We start from the raw sequence: 12,835 nt of genomic DNA on the forward strand, positions 1-12,835 counted from the left end.
ATCAGTTTTTCTCTTCCTTCTTCACCACCTCAATGCCCAGCTCAGCCAGTGCGGCCGGGTTGGCAAAGCTTGGCGCTTCGGTCATCAGACACGCTGCAGCAGTGGTTTTCGGGAAAGCGATAACATCACGGATGTTATCGGTGCCGGTCAGCAGCATGGTCAGACGGTCAAGACCGAAGGCCAGACCCGCGTGCGGAGGCGTACCGTATTTCAGCGCGTCCAGCAGGAAGCCGAATTTCTCGCGCTGCTCCTGCTCGTTGATGCCCAGGATGCCGAACACGGTCTGCTGCATTTCACCGCTGTGAATACGCACGGAACCACCGCCCACTTCGTAGCCGTTGATGACCATATCGTAGGCGTTGGCGACGGCCTCTTCCGGTGCCGCTTTCAGCTCGGCAGCCGTCATGTCTTTCGGCGAGGTGAACGGGTGGTGCATCGCGGTCAGGCCGCCTTCACCGTCGTCTTCAAACATTGGGAAGTCGATAACCCACAGCGGCGCCCATTTGCTCTCGTCGGTCAGATTCAGGTCTTTACCGAGCTTCAGACGCAGCGCGCCCATCGCATCCGCAACGACTTTCTTGTTATCTGCACCGAAGAAGATCATGTCGCCGTCCTGCGCGCCGGTGCGCTCCAGGATCGCTTCCACGATGTCCGCGTTCAGGAATTTCGCAACCGGGCTGGTGATACCTTCCAGACCTTTCGCACGCTCGGTCACTTTAATATAGGCCAGACCTTTCGCGCCGTAGATCTTGATGAAGTTGCCGTAGTCGTCGATCTGCTTACGGCTCAGAGCCGCGCCGCCCGGTACACGCAGCGCGGCCACGCGGCCTTTGGCGTCGTTAGCCGGACCCGCGAAGACCGCGAACTCCACGTTTTTAACCAGATCAGCTACGTCCACCAGCTCCATCGGGTTACGCAGGTCGGGTTTGTCAGAGCCATAGCGACGCTCGGCTTCCGCGAAGGTCATGATTGGGAAATCGCCCAGCTCAACGCCTTTCACGTCATTCCACAGGCTACGCACCAGGGCTTCCATCACTTCACGCACCTGCTCGGCGGTCATGAAGGAGGTTTCCACATCGATCTGGGTAAATTCAGGCTGGCGGTCAGCACGCAGGTCTTCGTCGCGGAAGCATTTCACGATCTGATAGTAGCGATCGAAGCCGGACATCATCAGCAGCTGTTTGAACAGCTGAGGAGACTGTGGCAGCGCGTAGAATTTGCCTTTATGGACGCGGGATGGCACCAGATAATCGCGCGCGCCTTCCGGCGTGGCTTTGGTCAACATCGGGGTTTCGATATCGAGGAAACCGTGGTCATCCATAAAGCGACGCACCAGGCTGGTGATTTTCGCACGGGTTTTCAGGCGCTGAGCCATCTCCGGACGACGCAGATCCAGATAGCGGTATTTCAGACGCGCTTCTTCAGTGTTGACGTGGTTGGAGTCCAGCGGCAGCGCTTCAGCACGGTTGATGATCGTCAGATCGGACGCCAGCACTTCAATGGCACCCGTCGCCATGTCGGCGTTAACGTTTTTCTCGTCACGCGCACGCACGGTGCCGGTGACCTGAATGCAGAACTCATTACGCAGCTCAGAGGCCAGCTTCAACGCATCTGCGCGATCCGGATCGAAGAACACCTGAACGATACCTTCGCGGTCGCGCATATCGATGAAGATAAGGCTACCAAGATCACGACGACGATTGACCCAACCACACAGGGTGACCTGCTGTCCGACGTGGGACTGACGCAGCTGCCCGCAATATTCTGTACGCATGAGATATCCCTTAATTAGCCGCAGGCTAAATGTCGCCTGGTATGCAGGCTACTATGTCGCAGCTTTCTGTATGTCACAACTGGATGAAAAAAGGCGGCTATTATACTGGAAATTCCGCCGGACGATAAGAGCGAACCACGGCCAGGCGGTCGTTTGCTGCACTCTTATTGCGCATTCTCACAAAAATTAACAAAATTATGCGACCAATAACAGGCCATCGCGTCGTATGGTGTGTGGAAGTGATTCATTTAACGGGAGTAACGATGTTAACCCTTGATGCCAGCAAAACCGCGCTTGTGGTGATTGATTTACAGGAAGGCATTTTGCCCTTCGCCGGTGGCCCGCATACCGCGGACGATGTGGTCAGCCGCGCCGCCCGCCTGGCGGAAAAATGCCGTGCCAGCGGTGCCCCGGTTGTCATGGTGCGCGTCGGCTGGTCTGCGGATTACGCAGAAGCGTTAAAACAGCCCGTTGATGCGCAAACTCCCGCCCGCGCCCTGCCGGAAAACTGGTGGACGTACCCGGCCTCGCTCGGCAAACGCGACGGCGACATCGAAGTGACCAAACGTCAGTGGGGCGCCTTCTACGGGACCGATCTCGAGCTGCAGCTCCGCCGTCGCGGCATTGACACGATCATCCTGTGCGGCATTTCCACCAACATCGGCGTGGAGTCGACCGCCCGCAACGCGTGGGAGCTGGGCTTTAATCTGGTGATAGCCGAAGATGCGTGTAGCGCGGCCTCAGCGGAACAGCACCAGGGCAGCATGACGCACATCTTCCCGCGCATCGGTCGCGTGCGCAGCACGGACGAGATCCTTAGCGCGTTATGATGTATGTGGGCCTGCCCCAGTGGTCGCACCCGAAATGGGTGCGTCTGGGCATCACCAGCCTTGAGGAGTATGCCCGACACTTCAACTGCGTCGAGGGTAATACCACCCTGTATGCGCTCCCGAAAGCCGAGATTGTTGCGCGCTGGCGGGAGCAAACAACCGACGACTTCCGCTTCTGCTTCAAGTTTCCGGCGACCATTTCTCACCAGGCCGCGCTGCGAAACTGCGGTGAGTTGACCGACGAATTCTTTGGCCGGATGGCGCCTCTGGCAAACCGCATCGGCCAGTACTGGCTGCAGCTTCCCGCCACGTTTGCTCCGCGCGACCTGCCTGCGCTCTGGCAGTTCCTGGATGCCCTGCCCCGGGAATTTACCTACGGCGTGGAGGTTCGACATCAGGACTTCTTTGCGAAAGGCGAAGCGGAAAAAGCGCTCAACCGCGGCCTGCTTGAGCGTTCCGTTAACCGTGTGATCCTCGATAGCCGTCCGGTGCACAGCGCGATACCGCATAACGAGGCCATCGTTGAAGCTCAGCGTAAAAAACCGAAAGTGCCGGTCCACGCCATCGTTACCGCGCAAAACCCAATGGTCAGGTTTATCGGCAGCGATAACATGCCGCAAAACCAGGCGATGTTCGCCGTCTGGCTGGAAAAACTGGCCTCGTGGGAACACACCACCACGCCGTATCTCTTTTTGCACACGCCGGATATTGCCCAGGCCCCCGAACTGGTCGATGCTCTGTGGCAGGCCTTGCAGGCTGCGGTGCCGTCCGTGGGCAGCGCCCCTTCCATCCCACAACAATCTTCTCTTTTCTGATATCACCCCCTATCATAGGGAAGTGCCATCTGCCAAAAACAGGGAGTTTGTATGGTCAGCGCGCTGTACGCGGTGTTAGGTGCATTACTGCTGATTAAGTTTTCATTTGACGTTGTGCGCCTCAGAACGCTTTACCGCGTTTCTTACGGTGACGGCGGATTTTCTGAGCTGCAAAGCGCAATCCGCATTCACGGCAATGCGGTCGAATACATCCCCGCGGCCTTAATCCTGCTGCTGTTTATGGAGATGAATGGCGCAGAAACCTGGATGGTGCACATCTGTGGCCTGCTGCTTATCGCTGGCCGCCTGATGCATTATTACGGCTTTCACCACCGCTTAATCCGCTGGCGTCGTTCCGGCATGAGTGCAACCTGGTGTTCGCTTTTGCTGATGGTGCTGGCTAACCTGTGGTATATGCCGTGGGAGTTGGTTTTCTCCCTCCATTAGCGCACAATACGCCACTTTATTTTTCCCGGATTTTTACGTTATGTCAGATCGCGACACGCTTTTTTCCGCGCCTATCGCCAGCCTGGGCGACTGGACCTTCGATGAACGGGTAGCCGAAGTCTTCCCGGATATGATCCAGCGCTCTGTTCCCGGTTATTCCAATATTATCTCTATGATCGGCATGCTGGCTGAGCGCTTCGTTCAACCCGGCACGCAGGTCTATGACCTGGGCTGCTCGCTCGGCGCGGCAACGCTGTCGGTACGTCGTAACGTTCATCACGAAGGCTGCCGAATCATTGCCGTGGATAACTCTCCGGCCATGGTGGAACGCTGCCGCCGCCATATTGACGCCTACAAAGCCCCTGTTCCGGTTGACGTGGTGGAAGGCGATATCCGTGAGATTGAGATCCAAAACGCCTCGATGGTGGTGCTGAATTTCACCCTGCAGTTCCTGGTGCCGGAAGACCGCCAGCTGCTGCTGGACAAAATCTATCAGGGGCTGAATCCTGGCGGCGCGCTGGTGCTCTCGGAGAAATTCAGCTTTGAAGATGCCGAGGTTGGCGAGCTGCTGTTCAATATGCACCACGATTTCAAACGGGCGAACGGCTACAGCGAGCTGGAGATCAGCCAGAAGCGCAGCATGCTCGAAAACGTGATGCTGACGGACTCCGTAGAAACCCACAAGACGCGCCTGCGTCAGGCCGGATTTGAGCATAGCGAACTGTGGTTCCAGTGCTTCAACTTTGGGTCTCTGGTGGCGCTGAAAGCGGGGAAACCCGCATGATCGAGTTCAGCAACTTCTATCAGCTGATTGCCAAAAATCACCTCTCCCACTGGCTGGAGACGCTGCCTGCGCAGATTGCCGCCTGGCAGCGGGATCAGCAGCACGGCCTGTTAAAGCAGTGGGCAAATGCGGTGGAGTTTCTGCCGGAACTGACCCCGCATCGTCTGGATCTCCTGCACAGCGTCACCGCAGAGAGTGAAGAACCGCTTCCGCCAGGGCAGATCAACCGTATCGAAACGCTGATGCGCAACCTGATGCCGTGGCGTAAAGGGCCGTTCTCGCTGTACGGCGTGAACATCAATACCGAATGGCGCTCAGACTGGAAATGGGATCGCGTTCTGCCGCACCTTTCCGACCTGACCGGGCGCACCATTCTGGACGTGGGCTGCGGTAGCGGCTATCACATGTGGCGCATGATTGGCGCGGGCGCGCATCTGGTGGTTGGTATCGACCCGATGCAGCTGTTCCTGTGTCAGTTTGAAGCGGTACGTAAGCTGCTGGGTAACGACCAGCACGCGCACCTGCTGCCGCTGGGTATTGAGCAGCTGCCCGCACTGAAAGCCTTTGATACCGTGTTCTCCATGGGCGTGCTGTATCACCGCCGTTCCCCCCTGGAGCACCTTTGGCAACTGAAAGATCAGCTGGTCAGCGGCGGCGAGCTGGTGCTGGAAACGCTGGTGATCGAAGGCGATGAACATGCCGTTCTGGTACCGGGCGATCGCTACGCGCAGATGCGCAACGTTTACTTCATCCCTTCCGCGCTGGCGCTGAAGAACTGGCTGGAGAAATGCGGATTTGTGGATGTGCGGATTGCCGATGTCAGCGTGACCTCTATCGAAGAGCAGCGCCGGACCGAGTGGATGATCACCGAATCGCTGGAGCAGTTCCTCGACCCGGCCGACCACAGCAAAACCATCGAAGGCTATCCGGCCCCGATGCGAGCGGTGTTGATTGCGACGAAGCCGTAGCCTGTTAGCCGGGTGGCCGCTGCGCCTTACCCGGCCTACTCCCGATTTTCCAGGTCCGGTAAGCGAAGCGCTACCGGGCGCAGGAGAAAAAAAGGCCCCTGTGTAATTTGCAGGGGCCTGGTACAAGCAAGCATCATATTGGGCGACATGATGCGCGGTAAAAATCGGTACGTTGCTACACGTGATGGCGCTCAATCAGCGACTTCATTTCCGCAACCGACTCTCCCTCGACACCGTAGCGTGAATACTCATCCGCTTCAGCATCCGTCGACATTGACAATCCTGTATTGCGATAACGCATGGGTGACGGCATCCATTTGCCTGCCGAGCTGTGCAGCTCTTCTACCCCGGCGTTTAAAAACCGTTCCAGATTGCTGGCACGGACTCCCGCACCCGCCATTATTATTGGAACACCGGAATGTGCTTTTAGTTCCGTAATTAATTGCAGTCCTTTTTCAGCGGACGGCTGTTGACCCGATGTCAGAATGCGCGCCACGCCGAGTTCTCCAAGCGTTTCAAAGGCCTGAAGCGGATCTTTACACATATCAAATGCGCGATGAAAAGTGACGGCGAGCCCCTGCGCGGCGCTCATGACCTGACGCATGCGCGGGAGGTCGATATTGCCGTCTTCATCCAGCAGGCCGGTGACCAGCCCGGGGAACCCCAGGTCGTGCACGAGGGCGATATCATCAAGCATGGCACCGAACTCGCCCGCCGTGTAACAAAAATCACCGCCGCGTGGACGAATAATCGGGTGAACGGGAATCGTGACGGCCTGACGGGCAGCCTTCAGCACGCCGTAAGAAGGCGTCAGCCCGCCCTCTTTGGGTGCCGCACACAGTTCAATGCGGTCAGCCCCGTAATTTTGCGCGGTGACGGCACACTCCACGCTGTAACAGCAAATCTCCAGCAGCGCCATGTAATCCTCCTTAAATTCCACCAAACGCACCATCATGACACGCCGTCTGTTTTCAGTCCCGGCGGGAACTCACATCTCTTGCGCCTCACTGGCAACGATCTGCTTAATGGTCCAGGGATGAAACTTCACCGTGACCTGCCCGTCCGTGACGGCCAGCGTCGGGTTGGGTAACCGCTCGCGTTCGCCTTTGGGCGAACTGGTCTTCACAAAAATCCCCGGCTGGCTTAAGCCTTCGTCAGCTAACAGGGCCAGCGCGCGCGCGTTTAATGTTTCCGGCTCACCCGGCAGGACAATTTCAATGTGCTCCCACCCTTCGTGCGGATAGCGCTTCTCGCCCGGCCACGGCAGTTCAACCACGGTGAATTGCCAGTGGGCCACGTTCACCGGCTCACGCAGCCTGAACAGGCAGATGGGGCGACCGTTAATGATATTCTCGGACAGTAACTCGCCGCACTGTTCAAATCCGCGACGCCAGCGCTCTGCGGTAGCATTCTGATGGCAGCGCAAAGAGATGTGATCGGCCTCGAGCGGCGCGATATCCAGGCCGAGACGGGTGGCAAGTTCTGTGAACGCCTGGGTGAAGCGCGGTAAATCTGCGGAAATATCATGCAGTTCGTCAATGGATTGCCAGTTCGCCATAAGTCACTCTCTTTTCGTGTCGCAAAGCCGCTAATTTACTCTGTTGCTCTGTTTTGACCAACCGCAGAATCCGGCTTTTTACGACTGCATGTTTATGCACACCTTCTTAGCCTGGATTCTGAGCGATCTTCAGGCCCCGCGATGCTGACGGCAGAAGGCATTTGCAGTATACTCCCGCCCTAAATTCTCTAACTGGCGCGGGTGGTTGTGAGCCCGCATCAAAAAAGTAAGGTATCCAGGTGAATATTCAGGCTCTTCTCTCCGAAAAAGTCAGTCAGGCACTGATTGCCGCAGGCGCGCCTGCGGATTGCGAACCGCAGGTTCGTCAGTCAGCAAAAGTACAGTTTGGCGACTATCAGGCTAATGGCGTGATGGCAGTGGCTAAAAAACTGGGTATGCCGCCGCGACAGCTCGCTGAGCAGGTACTGACGCATCTGGATCTCGCCGGCATTGCCAGCAAAACCGAAATCGCCGGCCCGGGCTTTATCAACATCTTCCTTGAGCCTGCCTTCCTGGCAAGCCACGTTGACGCGGCGCTGAAATCCGATCGTCTGGGTGTTTCCCAGCCGGAAGCGCAGACCGTCGTGATCGACTACTCTGCCCCGAACGTGGCGAAAGAGATGCACGTTGGCCACCTGCGCTCCACCATCATCGGTGATGCCGCGGTGCGTACGCTCGAGTTCCTCGGTCACAAGGTGATCCGCGCGAATCACGTGGGCGACTGGGGTACCCAGTTCGGGATGCTGATTGCTTACCTGGAAAAACAGCAGCAGGAAAATGCGGGCGAAATGGCGCTGGCGGACCTGGAAGGGTTTTATCGCGAAGCCAAAAAGCACTATGACGAAGATGAAGCCTTTGCCGAGCGCGCGCGCAGCTACGTGGTAAAACTGCAGGGCGGCGATCAATACTTCCTCGAGATGTGGCGCAAGCTGGTTGACATCACCATGTCTCAGAACCAGCTTACCTATAACCGTCTGAACGTCACCCTGACCCGTGACGACGTGATGGGTGAAAGCCTGTATAACCCAATGCTGCCCGGCATTGTGGCGGACCTGAAAGCGAAAAACCTGGCGGTGGAGAGCGAAGGCGCAACGGTGGTGTTCCTTGATGAGTACAAAAACAAGGAAGGCGAACCGATGGGCGTGATCATCCAGAAAAAGGATGGCGGCTACCTCTACACCACGACCGACATTGCCTGTGCGAAATACCGTTACGAAACGCTGCACGCCGACCGCGTGCTGTACTACATCGACTCCCGTCAGCACCAGCACCTGATGCAGGCGTGGACCATCGTGCGTAAAGCCGGGTACGTACCGGACAGCGTTCCGCTGGAACACCACATGTTCGGCATGATGCTGGGTAAAGACGGTAAGCCGTTCAAAACCCGCGCGGGCGGGACCGTGAAGCTCTCCGACCTGCTGGACGAAGCGCTGGAACGCGCCCGTCGTCTGGTGGCCGAGAAGAATCCGGACATGCCGGCCGACGAGCTGGAAAAACTGGCGAACGCCGTGGGTATCGGCGCGGTGAAATACGCGGACCTGTCCAAGAACCGTACCACCGACTACATCTTCGACTGGGATAACATGCTGGCGTTTGAAGGCAACACCGCGCCATACATGCAGTACGCTTACACCCGCGTGCTGTCGGTCTTCCGCAAAGCCAATATCGACGAAAGCGTGCTGGCGAATGCCACCGTGACCATCACGGAAGATCGTGAAGCGCAGCTGGCGGCGCGTCTGCTGCAGTTCGAAGAGACGCTGACCGTGGTCGCGCGTGACGGCACGCCGCACGTGATGTGTGCTTACCTGTACGATCTGGCGGGTCTGTTCTCCGGCTTCTACGAGCACTGCCCAATTCTCTCTGCGGAGAATGAATCGGTCCGCAACAGCCGCCTGAAGCTGGCGCAGCTGACGGCGAAGACCCTGAAGCTGGGTCTGGATACTCTGGGTATCGAAACCGTAGAACGTATGTAATACAAAAAACCCGGCAATCGCCGGGTTTTGTTTTTTTGCAGTCCTGACAATTCAACCGTCAGCGGTAGTTCACGATGACAGAATTACTCTGCACCTTCAGCGCCGGGATCAAACGTCCCCCGCCCGGCACTTCCCAGATGAAACGCAAAGGTTCAATAGCCGGCACGCCGTTGAACGCCTGCGTTGTTCCATTTTCGCCATCAATTTCCGTGCAGCGCGTCTGAGAGCAGAGGCGCACCCGCAGGCCCGCTGGCGTTGGGCCAATCAGCCGGTAGTTCCAGACCACCAGACCCATCAGACCGGAAACCTCTTCAGCAGGCGCCAGCGGGTTAGACGACATGGCAACACCGCGGTTGCTGAGGGTCACCCCCATGCTGCTCGCCTGCCAGGTGCCTCCCCCGGCAGCCTGTGCCACCAGCGGGAAGAACAGCATCCAAAGCCATTTACGCATTATTTTCCTCCAATCGTCGCGGTCATGCGGATATGACGGTTATCCGACAGCTCCAGATTCGACAGCACGACCAGCTGGCTCAGGCTGCGGCGCAGGAAGCGCGACAGCAGCGGACGCAGCGCGTGGTTCACCAGCAGCACCGGCGGCGCGCCCAGCATCTCCTGACGCGCCAGCGCCTCCTGGGTTTGCGCCAGCAGACGGTCCGCCAGGCCCGGCTCCAGGCCGCCGCCGCCCTGCAGAGCCTGCAGCAGCAGACGCTCAAGCGGCGTATCGAGGCCGATCACCTGCACTTCCCCGGTTCCCGGGAACCACTGCTGGGTAATGGCGCGTCCCAGCGCCACGCGCACCACCGCCGTCAGCTCGTGAGGATCGCTCTGGATTGGCGCGTGTTCGGCAAGCGTTTCCAGAATGGTGCGCATATCGCGGATCGGCACCTTCTCGTCGAGCAGGTTTTGCAGCACCTTATGCAGCGTGGTTAAGGTCAGCACACCCGGAACCAGATCTTCCGTCAGCTTCGGCATCTCCTGCGTGACGCGGTCCAGAAGCTGCTGCGCTTCCTGACGGCCAAACAGCTCCGCCGAGAATTGCCCAATCAGGTGGTTAAGGTGGGTTGCCACCACGGTACTGGCTTCAACAACCGTGTAACCCTGGATCTGCGCCTGCTCTTTCAGCGCGCTTTCAATCCAGATCGCGGCCAGACCAAAGGCCGGATCGATGGTTTGCTCGCCCGGCAGCGTGCCTGCGGCGGTGCCGGGGTTAATCGCCAGCCAGCGGCCCGGATAGGCATCACCGCTGCCAATTTCAACGCCTTTCATCAGGATGCGATAGCGCGCGGGCGGCAGGTCCATATTGTCGCGGATGTGTACCACAGGCGGCAGGAAGCCCATGTCCTGGGCGAATTTTTTACGGATACTGCGGATACGGCCGAGCAGCTCGCCGTCCTGCTGGAAATCGACCATCGGGATCAGGCGATACCCGACTTCCATTCCCAGAGAATCCTCCAGCTGAACGTCGTTCCAGGTCGCTTCGACGGCCTGATTATTCTCCGGCATTTTGACCGGAACAGGTTCCGCTGCCGGTTTGGTTTCACGGCCACGCATCCACCAGGCAAGGCCCAGCAGCGCCGCCGTAAACAGCAGGAAGACGAGGTTTGGCATACCCGGCACCAGGCCGAGCAACCCGAGCACCGCCGCGGCCAGCAGCATCACGCGCGGGTTACTGAACAGCTGGCCCACCATCTGCTCGCCAACGTCCTGATCGGTGCTCACGCGGGTCACGATGACACCCGCCGCAGTGGAGATCACCAGCGCCGGGATCTGCGCGACCAGACCGTCACCGATGGTCAGCAGCGTATAGCTTTCCGCCGCGTGGCCCATGTCCATCCCGTGCTGCAATACGCCCACCAGCAGGCCGCCGACCACGTTAATCACCATGATCAGAATGCCCGCGATGGCGTCACCGCGCACAAACTTACTCGCACCGTCCATGGAGCCGTAGAAGTCCGCTTCCTGCGTCACTTCCGCACGGCGCTTTTTGGCTTCATCTTCGGCGATTAGCCCGGCGTTCAGGTCGGCGTCGATCGCCATCTGCTTGCCCGGCATTCCGTCCAGCACAAATCGCGCGCCCACTTCCGCAATACGCCCTGCACCTTTGGTGATAACCATAAAGTTGATGATCACGAGGATGACGAACACCACGATCCCGATAGCGAAATTTCCGCCTACCAGGAAGTGGCCGAACGCTTCCACCACTTTACCCGCCGCTGCCGCCCCGGTGTGGCCTTCCATCAGGATGATACGCGTGGACGCCACGTTCAGCGCCAGTCGCAGCAGGGTGGTAAACAGCAGAATGGTCGGGAACGCGGCGAACTCCAGGGTACGCTGGGTGAACATCGCCACCAGCAGCACCATAATGGACAGTGCGATATTGAAAGTGAAAAGCAGGTCGAGGATGAACGCCGGGAGCGGCAGTACCATCATCGACAGAATTAGCAGGATCAGAATCGGCCCGGCCAGGATCTGCCATTGGGTCGATTTCAGGTTGCCGGGCAGGCGCAACATTGCCACCAGATTAGCCATCAGTGTCCTTCTCGTTCATAAAATCCAGCGCGGCAGGCACCGGAAGGTTCTCAGGTTTCACAGGCCGTTGACCGCCGGCCAAACGCCAGCGCTTCAACTGCCATACCCAGGCCAGCACTTCCGCCACGGCGGCGTAGAGTTGTCCGGGGATCTGTTGTCCAATATCCGCATGGCGGTACAAGGCACGCGCCAGCGGAGGGGCTTCGAGGATCGGCACGCGGTGTTCGGTGCCAATTTCACGGATACGCAGCGCGATCAGCCCCGCCCCTTTCGCCACCACTTTCGGCGCGCTCATTTTGTTTTCGTCATAGCGCAGCGCAACGGAATAGTGTGTCGGGTTGGTAACGATGACGTCGGCCTTAGGCACATCGTCCATCATGCGGCGACGGGCGGCGGCACGTTGCATCTGGCGGATGCGCCCCTTCACGTGCGGGTCACCTTCCATCTGCTTATATTCGTCACGGATATCCTGACGCGACATCCGCAGCTTCTTGAAGTGGGTATAGAGCTGGAAGATCACGTCAAAACCCACCATCGGGATAATGCTGAGCACCACCAGCAGCGCGCAGAGCCCGACCAGATTCAGCGCGTTGCTCATCGCGGTGAGCGGCGATTCGCTGATAAGACGCATCATTTCCGGCCAGTGGTACCAGAGGTAAAACCCCGCGGAGCTGCCCATCAGCACCGATTTGAGAATGGCTTTGAGCAGCTCGGCCCCGGTCTGGGCAGAGAACATTTTCGCAATACCCGGCAGCGGGTTGAGTTTGGAAAATTTCGGCTGCAGCGATTTGGCGCTGAAGACCAGACCGCCGAGCATCACCGGCGAGACCAGCGCGACCAGCACAACCCCGGTAATGAGGGGCAGCAGTGCAACCATGGCCCCTTTAATCAGCTGAATAATCTGGCTGAGGATCAGATTCGGATCGTTGACCATACTGTGGTCAAAACGGAGGCCGGTTGAGAGCATGCCCGCCAGCTTGCGGGCGAGCGACTCCCCGCCCCACCAGATAATGCACACCCCTACGATAAGGATCAGCAGGGAGGTCAATTCTCGGGATCGGGGGATCTGCCCTTCCTCACGCGCCTTTTCTAGTCGGTGGGGTGTGGGGGCTTCCGTTTTGTCGTCGTTCTCTTCTGCCACTGTGCACGCTCAGCCC

At 58.5% G+C, this 12,835-nt stretch carries 12 protein-coding genes; 6 read left to right on the forward strand and 6 right to left on the reverse strand.

Annotated features, from left to right (window positions below; all coding sequences use genetic code 11):
* Position 1: 1 nt before the first annotated feature.
* Positions 2-1,774 (reverse strand): aspartate--tRNA ligase, encoded by a 1,773-nt coding sequence (gene aspS, locus N6P30_RS06915; RefSeq protein WP_008500445.1) that lies wholly within the window; start codon positions 1,772-1,774, stop codon positions 2-4.
* Between the two features lie 263 nt (positions 1,775-2,037).
* Between aspS and N6P30_RS06920 the strand changes: the two genes are divergently transcribed.
* From N6P30_RS06920 to cmoB, 5 genes are read left to right on the forward strand one after another with little or no spacing between them, the layout of a single operon-like run.
* Positions 2,038-2,604: a hydrolase gene (locus N6P30_RS06920; protein WP_023293958.1), complete on the forward strand. Its 567-nt coding sequence runs from the start codon at positions 2,038-2,040 to the stop codon at positions 2,602-2,604.
* Entirely contained in the window at positions 2,601-3,419 is an 819-nt protein-coding gene (locus N6P30_RS06925; RefSeq protein ID WP_023293959.1) for a DUF72 domain-containing protein, read from the forward strand. Before N6P30_RS06920 ends, N6P30_RS06925 begins: the two co-directional genes overlap by 4 nt.
* A gap of 51 nt (positions 3,420-3,470) precedes the next feature.
* Positions 3,471-3,866: an MAPEG family protein gene (locus N6P30_RS06930; RefSeq protein WP_021240443.1), complete on the forward strand. Its 396-nt coding sequence runs from the start codon at positions 3,471-3,473 to the stop codon at positions 3,864-3,866.
* A gap of 40 nt (positions 3,867-3,906) precedes the next feature.
* Positions 3,907-4,650 carry a carboxy-S-adenosyl-L-methionine synthase CmoA gene (gene cmoA / locus N6P30_RS06935; RefSeq protein WP_008500441.1) on the forward strand — a complete coding sequence of 248 codons (744 nt, stop codon included), beginning with the start codon at positions 3,907-3,909 and terminating at the stop codon, positions 4,648-4,650.
* The gene (gene cmoB / locus N6P30_RS06940; RefSeq protein WP_023293960.1) at positions 4,647-5,618 is read left to right on the forward strand and encodes a tRNA 5-methoxyuridine(34)/uridine 5-oxyacetic acid(34) synthase CmoB; all 972 of its coding nucleotides are present in this window, start codon (positions 4,647-4,649) and stop codon (positions 5,616-5,618) included. Before cmoA ends, cmoB begins: the two co-directional genes overlap by 4 nt.
* A gap of 175 nt (positions 5,619-5,793) precedes the next feature.
* Here the strand turns inward: cmoB and cutC are convergent, their stop codons facing one another.
* Positions 5,794-6,537 (reverse strand): copper homeostasis protein CutC, encoded by a 744-nt coding sequence (cutC, locus tag N6P30_RS06945; RefSeq protein ID WP_023293961.1) that lies wholly within the window; start codon positions 6,535-6,537, stop codon positions 5,794-5,796.
* 69 nt (positions 6,538-6,606) lie between these two features.
* On the reverse strand, positions 6,607-7,176 hold the full coding sequence (locus N6P30_RS06950; protein WP_023293962.1) for a VOC family protein: 570 nt from the start codon (positions 7,174-7,176) through the stop codon (positions 6,607-6,609).
* Positions 7,177-7,415: 239 nt separating this feature from the next.
* Here N6P30_RS06950 and argS point away from each other — a divergent pair, with 239 nt between their 5' ends.
* Entirely contained in the window at positions 7,416-9,149 is a 1,734-nt protein-coding gene (gene argS, locus N6P30_RS06955) for an arginine--tRNA ligase (RefSeq protein WP_008500436.1), read from the forward strand.
* Positions 9,150-9,207: 58 nt separating this feature from the next.
* Here the strand turns inward: argS and N6P30_RS06960 are convergent, their stop codons facing one another.
* The 3 genes from N6P30_RS06960 to flhB are packed head-to-tail and all read right to left on the reverse strand — an operon-like array spanning position 9,208 to position 12,819.
* Positions 9,208-9,600 carry a flagellar protein FlhE gene (locus N6P30_RS06960; RefSeq protein ID WP_023293963.1) on the reverse strand — a complete coding sequence of 131 codons (393 nt, stop codon included), beginning with the start codon at positions 9,598-9,600 and terminating at the stop codon, positions 9,208-9,210.
* A complete protein-coding gene (gene flhA / locus N6P30_RS06965; RefSeq protein ID WP_008500434.1) occupies positions 9,600-11,678 on the reverse strand; it encodes a flagellar biosynthesis protein FlhA in 2,079 nt (692 codons plus the stop codon). Before flhA ends, N6P30_RS06960 begins: the two co-directional genes overlap by 1 nt.
* Complete coding sequence (gene flhB, locus N6P30_RS06970) at positions 11,671-12,819, reverse strand: flagellar biosynthesis protein FlhB (RefSeq protein ID WP_021240449.1); 1,149 nt, start codon at positions 12,817-12,819, stop codon at positions 11,671-11,673. Before flhB ends, flhA begins: the two co-directional genes overlap by 8 nt.
* Positions 12,820-12,835: the final 16 nt, after the last annotated feature.

The sequence above is a fragment of the Enterobacter sp. PL1 genome, assembly GCF_945957325.1.
Lineage (GTDB): Bacteria > Pseudomonadota > Gammaproteobacteria > Enterobacterales > Enterobacteriaceae > Enterobacter > Enterobacter roggenkampii.